The organism is Bacillus sp. V5-8f, from assembly GCF_002863565.1.
Taxonomy (GTDB): Bacteria; Bacillota; Bacilli; order Bacillales; family DSM-1321; genus Peribacillus.
Genome location: NZ_PGUW01000007.1, coordinates 197,782 through 213,622, shown reverse-complemented (window position 1 = coordinate 213,622; position 15,841 = coordinate 197,782). Strand labels below are relative to the sequence as shown.

Here is a 15,841-nt window from a genome sequence, read left to right as displayed (position 1 = left end):
CAACAAAAAGACTCCGTTATGGGAGTCTTTTTAATAAATATATTCATATATATACACTTTGTATCCTGGACAACAGCGGCTTATTTACCTGTAAAACCGGGCCGCCTTTTTTCAAGAAATGCCTTTATGCCGATGTCCCGGTCCTCGGTATTTAAGGCCTTCAAAAGTGCTGTTTTTTCAAGCTTCAGCGCTGACTCCATATCCGTTTTTAGACCTTGCTTCACTGCAAACTTTGCTAAGCGGACCGCCGTGGGGCCATTTCCGAGTATCTCTTCTGCTATATGAACTGCTTCATCCTCCAACTTATTATGTGATACAACCTTCGTAACGAGGCCGTATTGGTAGGCCTCTAATGAGGTGATTCTTTTTGCTGTCAGAATCAACTCTAAGGCCCTCGATTCTCCGATCAAGCGGGGCAGCCTTTGTGTGCCTCCAGCGCCCGGGATCAATCCCAGCTTTGTTTCAGGAAGGCCTAGCAGCGTCTGGTCTACAGCGATCCGAATGTCACATGCCAATGCCAATTCAAGCCCGGCGCCAAAAGCAAAACCATTAATTGCAGCTATGGTTGGCTGCGGGAGTGCTTCAATGGCATTACATAGGTCTCCAAGCTGATTTTTAAACCGTAAAATTTCTTCCGGTGATTGATAAACCGTGTCCTTTACATCTGCTCCTGGACAGAACGCCTTATTCCCCGCCCCGCTTAAGATGACCACACGAACCTGAGGATTATCGGAAATATCTTTTACAACATTATGCAGCCTTTGAATGACGGTCGTATTCAGTAAGTTTAGCGCCTCCTCGCGATTGAGAGTGACGTGCGCAATTTCCCTGCATACTTCATACAGGACCGAGGGCATTGTTAACACTTCCTTCCGTTTTTCATGTTGTCTATTTATTTGTTCCTTTTCCCAGTTTCAGTAAAAAGTAAGCAAAAAATTAAATATTGTTCCTAGCCAAGAGAGGAGAAGCTATCCCAAAATTTTTCGTATCATATAACAAGGAATTATAGTTGCCATAGAAATTTTTCCGACTTAGTTCAAAGTAAATTTCCCTCTGACGTTGTTACTTTTCACTCATTATTTCCTCTGCCTACCTTGCACATCCACACTAGTGGATTACTAAAAAAACTTTTAGCTTCGCTATTTTTGTTTCTCAGAAAACGCTACTAACCGTATGTAGACATGAAAACATTCCACATGGACAAGGGTTTCCTTTCGCTGATTCCAGGGAATAATACAGCAAAATCCAAAGGATAAGCGAGGGATGCTACTTGAGCCAAACATTAGTCTTATTAAAAAAAGGAAATAAGTCTGCACTTTTGGCCGCAATCGTAAACACGGTGATTGCCATTATAAAGGGTGCAGCATATTTATTTACAGGAAATGTAGCCATGTTTGCAGAGACCATGCATAGCCTGGGTGATGCCGCCAACCAGTTCTTCGTGTTCCTTGGCTCGGCTTTAAGCAAAAAATCGCCAACTGATCGGTTTCCCGCAGGATTTGGACGGTTGGTACACTTAGTTCTTCTTGGTGCCGTGCTGATTGTCGGTATCATGTCGTATGAAACAATCATTGAAGGCTATCATCATATTGTTGATCCAGCAAAATCAGAAGGTTTTCTTCTTGTCGTTCTTGTTTTATTGGCAGCTGTTATCCTGGAAGCGTTTGTCTTATATAAAGCGATGAAGGAAATCGTTCATGAGGCAGATCTAGAGGCGAAAGGATTCGCTGTCATCCCTAAAAGCCTTGCCAATTTCAAAAAGGGGAAACCTGCTACAAGACTTGTATTCTTGGAGGATTCAGTAGCCACATTAGGCGGGCTTTTAGCTTTAGTAGCTGTAATCATATCCAGATATACTTCTTTTCACGAAGCAGAAGGAATTGCGTCCATTCTCATCGGGATCATGATGTTTTTCGTAGTAGGTAAAGTATTTCTTGATAACGCAGCCGGTGTATTAGGGGAAGCGGATGAGTACATGGAACAGAAAATCGGGGACATTGCTATGGCAGACCCCGGGGTGAAAGATATACAGGAGGTCACAGTGATTAAAGAAGGGGAAGACCTTCATGTTGAACTCGAGGTTGAAATTGACCCTCGCATTACGGTGGCACAAGCGGATGATATAAAAGACAGGCTCGAAAAGAGGATAAGGGATGAGAGAGGCGTTACCGAAGTAACCATTGAATTTGATGAGGATGACGGGGTAAAGACCTGGAGCAGCCATAAAGATATTGATATAGTAAGAGAAGGAAAGGCGAGAGAATGATATTCCCGCCTTTCTTTTTTTTACTTTTGCAATACCTGGGCCTTCAATGAACGCCTTAAGATTTTACCTGTTGTATTCTTTGGCAGTTCTTCCAAAAATTCAACAGATTTAGGAACTTTATACTTCGCGAGATGCTCAGCACAATAAGCAATCAGCTCTTCTTCTGTAAGGGACTCGTTCTTCTTCACGACAAAGCATTGTACCACTTCTCCCTGGTTTGGATCAGGAACCCCAATAACAGCGGCTTCTACTATATCCGGATGGGCAAATAAAACTTCTTCCACTTCACGCGGATATACATTGTAACCGCCTACAATGATCATTTCCTTTTTGCGGTCTACAATGTAAAAATAGCCTTCATCATCCACTCTCGCTAAATCCCCGGTATAAAGCCAGCCATCCTTTAGTACAGCCGCGGTTTCCTCTGGAAGCTTGTAGTAGCCCTTCATAACATTGGGGCCGCGGACAATCAATTCGCCTACCTGGCCAACAGGGGCCTCCTCGCCTAATTCATTAACGACTTTATTTTCGACATTCTGGATGCTTGTCCCAATTGATCCCGGTTTGCGAAGACGATCAAGAGGGTTAAAGCAGGTTACAGGGGAGGCTTCGGATAAACCGTACCCCTCTGATACTCGTACATTGAATTTCTTCTCAAAATCGTTTAATAACGCAACAGGCAAAGCCGCCCCTCCTGAAATACTTAACCGCAGGGATTTAAGATCCTCAGGGTTTCCTTCCGGATATTGATAGAGGAAATTATACATGGTCGGAACGCCTGCAAATACGGTCGCTTCATATTTCTTTGCAAGTCGGAACACTTCTGCTGGGCTGAACTTCGGCACAATGAGAAGGGTTCCTCCATTGATGAGCGGTGCATTTAATGCAACGGTTAGACAGAACACATGGAACATAGGAAGGGCTGTGATCACACGGTCATCACCTGTGATTCTAAGGTAATCGCTTACATCTTTGGCGTTGGAGTACAGATTTTTATGGGTCAGCATTGCACCCTTTGGTTTCCCGGTCGTACCGGATGTATATAGAATTAATGCCGTATCATCATCGTCCACAATGGGACCTGTAAAAGATAGGTCGCCAGTAGCCACTACATCTGTAAACGATTTCATTTTTGGAAAGATAGAGAGCTTGCTGATATCCATTTCACTATCATCCTGCTGTGTTTGACAAATGATGAAATTCTCTACACTTGTTAAAACTGGATTCATTTTTTCCAATAATGGAACCAACAAGTCTAGTGCGATGACTGCTTTTACGTCCCCATTGTTCAAAATAAAACCAATTTCATCAGGAGTATATATAGGGTTAACCGGTATTACTGTTGCACCCGCCCTTAAAGCACCATACATTCCAATGATAAAGTGCGGTGAATTTCCCAATAGCAGGGCCACATGGTCCCCTTTTGAAATGCCTAGCTTATGTAACCCATCCGCGAACTTTGTAACTGCTCCGTCCAATTCTCCGTAAGTCGTTTCCTGATCCATGAAGTAATAAGCAGGTTTGCCAGCCAGCTTGGCGGCTGTTTCATGAAGCTGTTGAGTTAAATTCATAAAATTCTACCTCCCCCTTGTCGTCAATGAATGAGTAGTCATTCATTTTTATGTGTTACAATATTCAAAATATATTATATTAAATGAAAATAGGACTAGCAACTGTTTATGCAGATTATGTAAAAAAAACTCATATTTCGGCGAAAAAATACCTCCTGGCGAGGCACAGGAGGTATTATTCCATTAGTAAATCAACCCTATTATTTCTTCTTTTGTTACATCGCCAAAGTAGTGGCCTACATTCACATCCGCTAAAGCTGCTTCAATCGCTTCCTTTTCATAACGCAGGCCCTTTAGCCTCTCCTCTATCTCACTCACATCCCCAACACCGAAAAAGTCACCGTAAATTTTACAATTCTCGATAACTCCCTTGTTCACTTCCAGGCGGATGTCAACGGATCCTACAGGGAATCTATGGGAATGCTTAAGATTAAACTTCGGCGATTTTCCATAGTTCCAATCCCAATTTTGGTATCTCTCTTTCGAAAGCTTATGAATGTTTCCCCAATCCGGTTCAGTAAGCACATATTCTGGAATTTTTTTATTACCTTCAAAAATATGCTGCAGCAACAAGGTTCGAAATTGCTCGATTGTCAAAGGTTCTTTAAGGAATTCAGAAATATTTGCTACCCGGCTTCGGATTGATTTAATTCCTTTTGATTCGATTTTGTCCTTCTTAACCCTTAAAGCAGAAACAACATTCTCTATTTCTGAATGTAACATTAGCGTGCCATGGCTAAACATTCGGCCTCTTGTCGAAAATTGCGCATTGCCGGATATTTTCCGTCCATCGACTACAATATCGTTACGGCCGCTTAATTCCGCATTTACCCCCAGCTTTTGGAGAGCCTCTATGACGGGTTCGGTAAACTTCCGAAAATTGTGGAAGCTCTCTCCGTCGTCCTTGGTTATAAAGCTGAAATTCAAGTTACCCAGGTCATGGTAAACCGCCCCGCCCCCTGACAACCGACGAACCACCTTAATGCCATTGTTTTCAACATATTCTGTGTTGATTTCTTCTATGGTATTCTGGTTCTTCCCGATAATGATTGATGGTCTGTTTATATAAAACAACAAGTAGGTTTCATTGATATCCAGGTTCTTTAAGGCATACTCCTCTATTGCCAAATTAATAGCCGGATCGGTAATTCCTTTATTATCTATGAACAACATCTTGCTAGAGTCCTCCTAAATTCTCGCACAGTTCTCAACCACTAGTACTAGCACACTTCTATAGCTGGAATTCCATTGAGCTTCTAGCAACGGCAATCCCACGTGTAAAGGTTTCTCCTGCTTCCTTTTTTAATTGTGAATGGTCGCCAAAATGCGGAAGATGGGTTAAGAGCAACAGCTGTATATTTGCTTTATCTGCTAATCTACCCGCTTCCCTGCCCGTCATATGGCCTGCACCCGAGCCATCCATATCTCCATAAAAATTACTTTCACAAAGTAGAACATTCGCATCCCGTGCAAATTCGGCGAGTTGATCCATATAGGCGCTATCACCCGTATACACGAGCGTTTGCCCTTCAGCTTCAATTCGCATTGCAAAACAAGGGACAGGGTGTTTTGTTCTTAAAAACGTAAAGGTAAGCGGCCCAATCTGTAGCGGCTCTTTATCTGAATAAGCAATGCCTTTCGTAATATCCTTGTATGTTAGCTTATTAAATTCTGCTTCATCAAGGTTATGACCGTAAATGGGCAATGTTTTCTTTTCTCCACCGAGCATCTGCTGTATTAAAACAGCATGCTGGAGCACACCGATATCTGCCACATGGTCTGGATGGTAGTGTGTGAGGACAACTGCGTCTAAATCTTCAGGTTTCATATGATTTTGGAGCTGTGAAAGCACTCCGCTTCCACAATCAAGCAGGATTCGGTAATCCTCATATTCAAGCAAATACCCGGAGCTGGCCTCATTTTTTGCGGGATAACCTCCCCAGCAACCTATTACAGTGATCTTCATATGGCATCCACTCTCCTTGTCCGTTTCCCTTTAGTTTTCTTTCCATACTATAATTCATTCTACCCTTTTTTTCATCTTTTTGAATTTTGTTATAAAACATAGTTGACAGAACATAACTGTTATAATACAATCAAGATAAGTTAAAAATATTCAGAAAACAATATAACATTGGAGGTTGAAAACGATGATTCAGAGCAGCGTTGAATTTTTTAGAAACCTACCAGCCAAGCAATGTGCAAAATGTGGCGAGAAAATCGAAGAGCAGCACGAATGCTACGGCAGCACATGTAACCATTGCATTAATGTATCTTTAAGTTAATCTGTGTTTCACCATCTGCTTCTCACCAAAGCAGATTGCTTCCATAACATGCGTCACTTATCTCACAGGCGCATTTCCCTATTTGTTTGCTGTATGCAAAAACCAGCCGCACATATTGCGACTGGTTCTTTTTTTGTTTTTAAAATAGTTTTTACGAATCGGATATTACTTAAAAAAGTTATGATGTTAGTTCACCATTTCAAATTTAATTTGGCAACAGGACTTAGTTGCGATACTTGGCGGTTTTGTTGCGAAAGACCATAGTTTAAAAAATCTTCATTCCACTTTTTGAAAATCGTGCACGGGGTGTAGACGTTTATGTCTACCTCCCCTGCTACACTTGGAATTATTCAGCCATATGCTTTATTAACTGTTCACGCAGGTCATCTGGAATCCTCTCCGGCTGCTTCTTGTCAAAATTGTAATTTACATATGCCGATGATCCCTTCGCACACAAAACATCCTCCTGGTAAATTTCCTCTTTGATCGTGAAGCTGGAATTACCAAGGCGGTCAATCCATGTCTTAACCACAGCCTCCCTGCCGTAGAAAATTTCGTGTGTAAAATCAACGTTCATATTCACCAAAACGAGCTTCCAATCCTTGAAGCTCCCGCTTGGGGTAAACATTTTAAAAATTTCTTCACGGCCAGCCTCAAACCAAATGGGCACGGTCGTATTATTGATATGACCGGCCCCGTCCGTTTCCGAAACGCGCGGCTGAATCTTCGTAATAAACATGCGGGTCCCTCCCCATACTAAATTGATGGCGCTTTGATGTGGATCATTTTACATTCTCCATGGGAACGTATTATTCCTTCTTCCCGAGAACAATGAAGGGAAAAACACAAGCACAAAGCACTCTGGGTAAAAAGAAGGACGGCGTTAACCACATAATGTGTCTAAACGCCGTCCTCTACAACAGGAATACCTTCAAAAATATGATACACCCGACCATATGAAATTCTAAAAAGAACGAAGAGAAAGTAAAGTTTTTTCTGGCCAAGTATAAAATTTGAAACTTGCAGCTAAAAACAGCCTAAACGCTAAGTGTTTTCTTGGATGGATTCTTCCTTTTCCTTCAGGAATTTCACCACGTCCTCAACAGCTCGTTCCCCCTGGTCGATACAATCAGGTAGGCCGAGTCCTTCAAAAGAACTTCCAGCAAGAAATACACCGGGCAATTCTTTTTTTACACTATTTTTGACACCCTCGATTCGCTGCTTATGGCCAACGGTATACTGTGGCATTGAATCCTTCCAGCGTGTGATGATCGAAAAATCAGGCTTCTCTGTAATGGACATTGTCTTATTCAGATCTTCCAGAACAATCTTGGTAATGTCCTCGTCGGATAAATTCACAACCGCTTCATCACCGGCCCTGCCGACATAACAACGGATCAACACCTTACCCTCAGGTGTAGAGTGAGGCCATTTTTTATGCGTCCAGGTACAGGCAGTAATCGTATAATCACTGTTCCGTGATACAACAAAACCAGTCCCGTCGATATCCTGGGTGATAGCTGATTTATCAAAGGCCATGGCGACAGTTGCTACACTGGTCGCTTGCATTTCCTTAAGCGGTTGAAAAAATGGTTGCATCGGAAACATACCAGGAATAGCGTGATGGGGCGTAGACACAATTACCGCATCCGCGTACATCACTTCCTGATTATTTAAGCGAAGGCGATACGTGTTATTGTTTTCTTTCGCAATTTCCTCCACCCGGACGCCTTTTAGCACTGACCCGCTTTCAAGATGGGCTTCGATAGCATCAATAAAAGATTGCAGACCGGTAGTAAAGGTCAGGAATCCGCCTTTTTTTGGGCCGCTTTTTGCAGGCTTTGACGGAGAGGCAGGTGTCGATTTTTTCATTCCGAGAATCAGGCTTCGGTGTTGCACTTCCACCTCATAAAACTGCGGGAATGTGGCCATGAGACTTAATTTATCAATATCCCCTGCATAGATTCCGGATAATAAAGGTTCAATTAAATTCTCGAGCACTTCATCTCCAAGACGGCGGCGGAAGAACTCACCAAGAGATTGATCTCCCTTTTTCCCGGATCGGGGCAGGACAAAATCGGCGGCAGCCCGCAATTTTCCGAACGGACTGAAAAGGCCTGTCTTGATAAATGGCCCAATTTCAGTCGGAATGCCCATAATTGACCCGCCTGGCATAGGGTGAAGGCGGTCTTTAACAAGGACATACGATTTCCCTGCCGAATTGTAAATTAGTTTGTCTTCCATGCCAACTTCCCGTGCCAGTCTCGATGCACTTAATTTACGTGCAACAAAAGAATCAGGGCCCTTTTCAATCACAAAGCCGTCACGGACAGCTGTCTGCACTTTCCCTCCCAAGCGTGGGGAAGCTTCGATTAACACTACTTGATAAGGGAGATTTTCTTCCTTTGCTTTTTTTTGAAGGTAAAAAGCAGCAGCTAATCCGGTGATGCCTCCTCCGATAACGGCTACTTTTCTTTTTGACTGACTCACGGTATATCGCCTTCTTTTTTATTTGCTGAATTTAAAGAATGGTCCTACTTAGGGACCCTTATAAAATAGTTCTAATTATTGATTTAATTTTTTTAATACAATTGTAGCTAGTGCATCAATAAAAGCCGGATGGTCATTCGGCATTTCCGGACGGTAATAGGAAGCGCCAATCTCATCTGTAACGACCTTGCATTCATAATCGTTGTCGTAAAGCACCTCTAAATGCTCCGCAACAAAGCCTGCCGGAATATAAATAAATGCTTTGTATCCTTTTTCATTAAATAAATCCCTGGTTAAATCCTGGACATCCGGACCGAGCCATGGCTCAGGCGTTTGTCCCGCACTTTGCCAGCCAATCTCGTAATTTATTACCCCTGCTGCTTGTGCAATGAGTTCAGCTGTTTCTTTAAGCTGGTTCGGGTAAGGGTCTCCCATTTGCAGGATCTTTTCTGGCAGGCTATGGGCGGAAACGATTAAGACAGAGTTATCTTTTTCTTCTTTCGTCATTGTTTCATAGGTTTTTTCTAATTGGTCTGCCCAATATTGGATGAATTTAGGTTCTTGATACCAGCTCTCAACAGCTGTGATGGTGAGTCCGCCAAGCTTTTCAGCTTCTTCCTTGGCACGTCCATTGTATGACTTTACGCTGAATGTGGAAAAATGGGGGGCCAGCACAATACTTACCGCTTCGGTTATGCCATCTTCATGCATTCGCTTCACAGCATCTTCCACGAATGGCTCAATATGCTTTAATCCTAAGTATGCCTTGAATTCGATCTCATCCTGGATTTTATTTAGGTGTTCTTCCAGCTTATCTGCCTGAGCCTGCGTAATTTTCGCCAGTGGGGAAATGCCGCCGATGGCCTCATATCTATTTTTCAGATCAAGAAGCTGTTCATCAGTCGGCCTTCTTCCATGGCGGATATGTGTATAATACCGTTCAATATCTTCTTCTTTGTATGGTGTACCGTAAGCCATTACCAGTAGGCCCATTTTCTTTCTCGACATTAAATCTGCACCTCATTTATAGAATATCCTTATATTTTGCCTAAAAAGGAAGTATTTTTGCAAACAGTTCGCTCGGGGCTAAATTGCCCGATGTCTTAGCGTTTGCTGGCAGAATATTCATGTATAAACGCTGTCAGCCGCTTCAATGTTTCTGGATTAACCTGCGGGAAAACCCCATGTCCGAGGTTAAAGATATACCCCGGTTGTTCCATTCCCATATCAATAATCTTTGCCGCACGTTCTTGAATCACATCCCAAGAAGACAGAAGGATAGCAGGATCCAGGTTACCTTGGACTGTTTTATTAATTCCCATTGTACGTGCCTCCGAAATTGGCAGTCTCCAATCCAGGCCTACAACATCGAGCGGAAGGTCATTCCATTCGAGCACGAGATGGCTTGCCCCTACTCCAAACATAATCAACGGCACATTTTCCTCTTTTAATGAGGAAAAAATCCGCGACATGACCGGCTTAATGAATAATCGATAGTCTTCCACATTCAATGCGCCCACCCAGGAATCAAAAATTTGAATCGCTTTTGCACCTGCTTTGATCTGCGATTTTACATAAACAATAATCATATCAGCAAGCTTGTCCATTAACGCAAACCAAGCTGTAGGTTCTGTATACATAAATGCCTTTGTTTTATTATAGTTTTTGGATGGACCGCCCTCAATCATGTAAGATGCAATGGTAAATGGGGCGCCCGAAAAACCGATTAATGGAACCGATAATTGTTCCGTTGTTAACAATTTAATTGTCTCAAGCACATATGGAATATCATCTTCCGGACACAATTCGCCCAATTTTTCCACATCGTTTATTGAACGGATGGGATTGGAAATGACAGGGCCGATCCCTGTTTTTATTTCTACATCCACGCCAATTGCCGGAAGCGGTGTCATAATGTCTTTATACAAGATAGCCGCATCCACATCATACTGTTCAACCGGCAAACGGGTTACGTAAGCGCAAAGCTCTGGCTGGTGCGTGATTTCGAATAATGAATATTTTTCTTTTAACTCCCGGTATTCCGGCTGGGACCTACCCGCCTGCCGCATATACCAAACCGGCACATAGTCTGTCCGTTCCCCTCTCGCAGCCTTCAAAAATGTATCATTGAATTCCCTGGTCATCCATATCCACCTTTCACAGCTGACCCCCTTGTTGTTTAACGCTTCACCGTGCCGGGGGCCTGACCCTCGTTGACGCTTTTATTCACAGGGTCTGCAATCAAAGTTATTATTATATCCTTACATAGCATAGCATGAGGTTAATTTTTTTCAAACGTAATCTGTTCTCACTATAGCCTTTTCTACTATGTATGTATAGGTAACCATTTCATTTGTCAAAAAATCGCCTCTTTTCTTTGTAATCTCACTATTTTCAGAAAATATGGAGGCAAGAATGGGAAAACCGAAGGTAATTTAGGGTAATATATTGTTATAGATTTCAATCGGGAGGAGATAGCCATGAATATTTATATGACAACAGGAACATATGAATTTTTACAATCCAGAAAAGAGGAACTTCAGGAAGAAAAAATGTTTTTGATGCAAAATGCCGACAACGCCCTTTTATTACACGAGACGAACGGAAAAACGGTCTTTCATTCTCCTCGTAAATTTGAAATAATCGATTCGATAGGGGAAATACAGGAGGATGGATTCGTTGTCATGAACAACATTCCCGTAACTGAGGAAGGGCGCCCTATTTTTGAGTACCGCTTCAAGAACAGGGCAGGACTTATAGAAAAAGAGCCTGGATTCATTGCTATACGGGTACTGCGCCCATTGAATTCAGATACTTATGTCATTTTCACACAATGGGAAAACCAGGCAGCCTTCAAAAATTGGCAGGCCTCTCAATCATTTCAACAGGCGCACAGTCAAAAGGGAAATGAAAAGGTGGACACAACCAAAAAAATCTTCTCCGGTTCTTCTTATGTGACCCAATATACCTTATCTTCAAAGAACGATTAAAGGTTTGAAAAGCTTACTTCTGTCAAAGTACTGGGTAAGCTTTTTGCGCGTTTTCGCTTACGACTGCTTTCTTTACAGAAAAGCAAAATGGATACCTCAGGTCCGCCTCTCCCCATTGTGTTATAATTAAATTAATATTTTTACAATTCTAGGTTGGGGGGGACGGTCTTGATTCAAAAATTACATTCACTGTTGGAAGAGTCTTTTCAGGAGATGGTTGCAATTCGAAGATACCTTCACATGCATCCGGAGGTATCATTTAAAGAAACAAAAACAGCCGCTTACATCGCTGAATTCTATCGACAGCTAGGAATTGAAGTGCGAACTGGTGTTGGCGGCAATGGGGTAGTCGCGCGAATTTCGGGAGCAAAGCCCGGCCTTACGGTCGCGCTTCGGGCTGATTTTGACGCATTGCCAATCCAGGACGAAAAGGACGTTCCGTATAAATCGACGGTACCTGGTGTTATGCACGCCTGCGGACATGACGGCCACACCTCTGCCCTTCTGATACTGGCAAAGACCATGCATGGTTTAAGAGAGGAATTGGAAGGGGATTATGTGTTCATTCACCAGCATGCTGAGGAATATGCCCCCGGCGGAGCAAAACCCATGATTGAGGATGGTTGTCTGGATGGTGTCGATGCCATTTTTGGCACTCATTTATGGGCTACGGTGCCGACCGGTCAAATTATGTACCGCTTTGGCCCAATTATGGCTGCTGCTGACCGGTTTCAAATACTAATCCAGGGACGCGGCGGCCATGGAGCACAGCCCCATAAAACGAAAGACGCGATTGTAGCAGCTTCCCAGCTGGTCCTCGAGCTTCAGCAAGTCGTCTCAAGAAGGGTAAGCCCCGTTGACCCAGCAGTTGTGACAGTTGCCTCATTTGTTGCTGAAAACGCATTTAACATCATTGCTGATAAAGCCAAACTCATTGGAACCGTCCGGACATTCAAAGAGGACGTTCGCGATTTCATTGAATCAGAAATTGAAAAAGTCATAAAGGGAATCTGCCTATCCTCTGATTGTTCCTATGAATATACGTACACCAGGGGTTATCCTGCGGTAGTCCCCCATGATGAAGAAACGAAGCATGTTATAGAGTGTGCCAGCACCGTATCTGAGGTTACGTCCATTGAAGAAATGGACCCTGATATGGGGGGCGAGGATTTTGCTTATTATCTTCAAAATGTCAAGGGCACTTTCTTTTTTACCGGTGCAAAAGCGCAAGGTGTCGAAGTGATATACCCCCACCATCATCCAAAGTTTGACTTTGATGAAAAAGCCATGTTAATTGCAGCCAAAACACTAGGAACAGCAGCTATTACGTATCAAACGAAACAGACCGATTCCAAGGTCCCAGTAAATAAATAAAAACATAGAGGGAATAGCAATATAAGCTATTCCTTCACAACTTTTTCAGTCAAGAGGCGTATCCTGCAGCAATTCATCACCGTTTCACCGAGATGCTGTAATAGATGGTAATTGGCATAGGCACCAACAACTGCACCAATCCCCGGTATGAACTGACACATTTTCATGATATCAATATAATCCCTATACTCCTGCTGGAAGGTCTTCCAATTCAATTCAGAGATCGTACCTTTCCGCTCATCCCAATTTTCGAGGATGTTCAGTGTTTCCAACCTTTTTGCCTCACTTGAAAAAGCAAGCTGGAATACATGCAAAATAAAAAGCCGTTCTGTATAATCGTTCACGTCAAAACCATAAAGACTTACTGCTTCAAACAGGAATTTCATCTTGATGGTGAGTAAAAGAGGGAAATCCGCCAAGCTAAGGAAAATACCTGCCGCACCGGTTCCTGCTCCTTCTATGGTCGCTGTCTTTTTATAAGTCTCAATTTTGTCCCTGACCCATCTTTCTTTCTGTTCAAGCGTGAGCAAAGAAACATCCTTTTCTTTTGTTAAATATTCAGAACCTGCCAGAACACCTTTTACAAGGCCTTTCATGCTTTCTGTTATGAGTTCATGGGCTTTTTCAGGAATAACTTCACTCATTTTTTGTTGGGCTTTTCTTGACAACCTGTTAAAGCGTCCAGGCCTTTTTAAAAGCTTCTTTTTCCACGCCTCTAATTCAGCCAACGCAGCCTTTTCATAGATTTCCATTCTATCCCCCCTACCCTTTGTTTATTTTATGGGCGATTCTTACATTCGTTCATCTTATGTTCACCGGTTTATATAAAAAATCCCTGTAGCCAAACAGGGATTCCCTAAAATTTTTCTATTTTGTTTTTAGCATAGGCGTGGAATAGCAAAATGAAAAGCAATCCTGCAGCAAACGCAAGTACACCTGTGAACAGCCCCCCGCTAAAAAGTGCTGCTGTAAAAAATATAATATTTTCGATCATCAAAAAGATTGTGATGATTTGGATTACTGCCTTTTTGCGCAAATCCTGTTTAATTGGGTAAAGCGACACCCAAATCTTTAGCTCATGGTGTTTCCATGCAGGCAGTAGCTGTAAGCCCGTGATGTACAGGAAAAGCAGGACGACAAGCAGCTTCGCCCATAGCCCCGGCAATGCAGCGAGCACAAAGGATCCAATCACACTCAATCGAAATAACAGGCCAACATAATCATTAGACCTAAGCATCGTACGGGCATATAAAAATTGGTATGAGGAGTTTTGGCTGTATGGTATGAAATGAAGCAACGGATCGAGCCATTTCCTTCTTGATACTTTGTCCCTTAATTTTGGAACATCGGTGAAAAGGTTAGCAATCCGGTAAAAGGACATTAACCGCTTCCCCTCAAGTTCAATTAACCTCTCCCATTTTACCCCCTTTGTCCTAGCTATTTTTCGGTAATACATCCACAGCAGTAGTAACAATAGCCCTGTTATAATCGGAAACGCAGGATTAGAACTAGAAAAAAGAAAATACAAGAAAAGAATATCTATAACGAGACGAACAACTCCATCTATGACGTGGGCTGAATTTTCCTGGAATTTTAATGCGTACCAATGGACCTGTAGGTTGATATATTTAAGAGCCAGCATGACGGCAAACATCCAAGCAAATTCCGCTAGGGCTGCCCCTGTAACTTTAGCGTACATTGGCATAAAAGCAGCAAAGACCATTAATAGTATGTAACCCTGGATCACTAGCGTTAACAAAATGGACTTAGAAAAATAGCTGCCAAGTCTCGTTTCCATCGGAAGGAAAAAAACAATATCCGCGTCCTTTAAAAATGTATAGATTGGACTTTTTGCTACCACCATCCCGAGTACTAAAGCCATGATGATTTCGGCAGGGAAATCACTGTCCAAGGTTTTTACCCATTCACTGTAATAAAACGAAAGCCCACCGGCCGCAAAAATAAGAACAAACAAAAGGTGTCCGTTGAAAATGTATTTTAAATACTTTTGAATTTCCTTGCTAAAGCTTCTAAATCGCGTCCCCCATAGCCCTTCACTATTCATGGAGATCTTCCTTTGTCAATTGTATATATAAGTCATCAAGGGTAGCGCCAGGCATTGAGAACTGCTCTTGCAGCTCTTTCAGATTTCCTTTAGCCTTAATTTCTCCGTTATGTAAAATAATGAAAGAATCGCAATACCTTTCCGCCGTAGCAAGAATATGGGTGGACATCAGGATGCCGGCACCATCTTCTTTCATTTTCTTCATGAGATCCAGCAGTGATTGGATGCCGAGTGGATCCAGGCCCACGAAAGGCTCATCTACAATATAAAGGGAAGGCTGTACCAAAAAAGCGCACATGATCATGACCTTTTGTTTCATTCCCTTGGAAAAATGGGCTGGAAACCAGGACAGCCTTTTTTCCATCCGGAATTCTTTAAGAAGAACATCCTTTCTGTCCTTATAGGTTTGTTCATCCAGTCCGTATGCCATGGCAGTTAACCGCAGATGCTCTTCCAGCGTCAATTCGTCATAAAGAATTGGTGTTTCCGGTACAAAAGTAAACTGTTTTCGATATTCTTCCGGAGCCTCTTGAAACGACTTTCCGTTAATTGAGATATTACCGGTTTTGGGTTCCATCAGTCCGATAATATGTTTAATCGTAGTGCTTTTCCCGGCACCATTTAAACCGATGAGGCCAACAAGTTCTTTCGAGTTAACCGAAAAACTTATCCCTTTTAATACGGGTGTCTTGGTATATCCCCCGACAAGTTGATTTATTTCTAATAAGGACATGTTAACAATCCCTTCTATATCTATGTCATTACCTTTTCATTTTATCAAATAACTAAGGATCGATGCA

15 protein-coding genes are annotated in these 15,841 nt (G+C 42.5%); 4 read left to right on the top strand and 11 right to left on the bottom strand.

Translation table 11 applies throughout. The features are described 5' to 3' along the window. Positions 1–80 precede the first annotated feature (80 nt). Positions 81–857: an enoyl-CoA hydratase-related protein gene (locus CUU64_RS11885; RefSeq protein WP_101633841.1), complete on the bottom strand. Its 777-nt coding sequence runs from the start codon at positions 855–857 to the stop codon at positions 81–83. Positions 858–1,270: 413 nt separating this feature from the next. On the opposite strand from CUU64_RS11885, the gene CUU64_RS11880 reads away from it, so the two are divergent. Further along, the gene (locus CUU64_RS11880; protein WP_101633840.1) at positions 1,271–2,266 is read left to right on the top strand and encodes a cation diffusion facilitator family transporter; all 996 of its coding nucleotides are present in this window, start codon (positions 1,271–1,273) and stop codon (positions 2,264–2,266) included. 20 nt (positions 2,267–2,286) lie between these two features. Here the strand turns inward: CUU64_RS11880 and CUU64_RS11875 are convergent, their stop codons facing one another. The 3 genes from CUU64_RS11875 to CUU64_RS11865 form a co-directional block, all read right to left on the bottom strand. Continuing rightward, a complete protein-coding gene (locus CUU64_RS11875) occupies positions 2,287–3,837 on the bottom strand; it encodes a fatty acid--CoA ligase family protein (RefSeq protein WP_101633839.1) in 1,551 nt (516 codons plus the stop codon). A 183-nt stretch (positions 3,838–4,020) separates the two neighbouring features. Further along, positions 4,021–5,010 (bottom strand): lipoate--protein ligase, encoded by a 990-nt coding sequence (gene lplA, locus CUU64_RS11870; protein WP_101633838.1) that lies wholly within the window; start codon positions 5,008–5,010, stop codon positions 4,021–4,023. A 58-nt stretch (positions 5,011–5,068) separates the two neighbouring features. Further along, complete coding sequence (locus CUU64_RS11865) at positions 5,069–5,803, bottom strand: MBL fold metallo-hydrolase (RefSeq protein WP_101633837.1); 735 nt, start codon at positions 5,801–5,803, stop codon at positions 5,069–5,071. A gap of 184 nt (positions 5,804–5,987) precedes the next feature. On the opposite strand from CUU64_RS11865, the gene yhfH reads away from it, so the two are divergent. Further along, positions 5,988–6,122 (top strand): protein YhfH, encoded by a 135-nt coding sequence (gene yhfH, locus CUU64_RS11860; protein WP_101633836.1) that lies wholly within the window; start codon positions 5,988–5,990, stop codon positions 6,120–6,122. Between the two features lie 346 nt (positions 6,123–6,468). Here the strand turns inward: yhfH and CUU64_RS11855 are convergent, their stop codons facing one another. The 4 genes from CUU64_RS11855 to hemE form a co-directional block, all read right to left on the bottom strand. Continuing rightward, positions 6,469–6,861 carry an acyl-CoA thioesterase gene (locus CUU64_RS11855; protein ID WP_101633835.1) on the bottom strand — a complete coding sequence of 131 codons (393 nt, stop codon included), beginning with the start codon at positions 6,859–6,861 and terminating at the stop codon, positions 6,469–6,471. A 305-nt stretch (positions 6,862–7,166) separates the two neighbouring features. After that, positions 7,167–8,612, bottom strand: coding sequence for a protoporphyrinogen oxidase (hemY, locus tag CUU64_RS11850; protein ID WP_101633834.1), 1,446 nt, complete (start codon positions 8,610–8,612; stop codon positions 7,167–7,169). Positions 8,613–8,687: 75 nt separating this feature from the next. Continuing rightward, the gene (gene hemH, locus CUU64_RS11845; RefSeq protein WP_101633833.1) at positions 8,688–9,620 is read right to left on the bottom strand and encodes a ferrochelatase; all 933 of its coding nucleotides are present in this window, start codon (positions 9,618–9,620) and stop codon (positions 8,688–8,690) included. Between the two features lie 95 nt (positions 9,621–9,715). Next, the gene (gene hemE / locus CUU64_RS11840) at positions 9,716–10,756 is read right to left on the bottom strand and encodes a uroporphyrinogen decarboxylase (protein WP_101633832.1); all 1,041 of its coding nucleotides are present in this window, start codon (positions 10,754–10,756) and stop codon (positions 9,716–9,718) included. Positions 10,757–11,092: 336 nt separating this feature from the next. Between hemE and CUU64_RS11835 the strand changes: the two genes are divergently transcribed. Then, positions 11,093–11,602, top strand: coding sequence for an antibiotic biosynthesis monooxygenase family protein (locus CUU64_RS11835; RefSeq protein ID WP_101633831.1), 510 nt, complete (start codon positions 11,093–11,095; stop codon positions 11,600–11,602). Positions 11,603–11,770: 168 nt separating this feature from the next. Next, a complete protein-coding gene (locus CUU64_RS11830; RefSeq protein WP_101633830.1) occupies positions 11,771–12,976 on the top strand; it encodes a M20 family metallopeptidase in 1,206 nt (401 codons plus the stop codon). Between the two features lie 26 nt (positions 12,977–13,002). Here CUU64_RS11830 and CUU64_RS11825 read toward each other — a convergent pair whose 3' ends face one another. The 3 genes from CUU64_RS11825 to CUU64_RS11815 form a co-directional block, all read right to left on the bottom strand. Next, complete coding sequence (locus CUU64_RS11825; protein ID WP_101633829.1) at positions 13,003–13,728, bottom strand: EcsC family protein; 726 nt, start codon at positions 13,726–13,728, stop codon at positions 13,003–13,005. A gap of 104 nt (positions 13,729–13,832) precedes the next feature. Further along, the gene (locus tag CUU64_RS11820; protein ID WP_101633828.1) at positions 13,833–15,041 is read right to left on the bottom strand and encodes an ABC transporter permease; all 1,209 of its coding nucleotides are present in this window, start codon (positions 15,039–15,041) and stop codon (positions 13,833–13,835) included. Next, complete coding sequence (locus CUU64_RS11815) at positions 15,034–15,774, bottom strand: ABC transporter ATP-binding protein (RefSeq protein WP_101633827.1); 741 nt, start codon at positions 15,772–15,774, stop codon at positions 15,034–15,036. Before CUU64_RS11815 ends, CUU64_RS11820 begins: the two co-directional genes overlap by 8 nt. Positions 15,775–15,841: the final 67 nt, after the last annotated feature.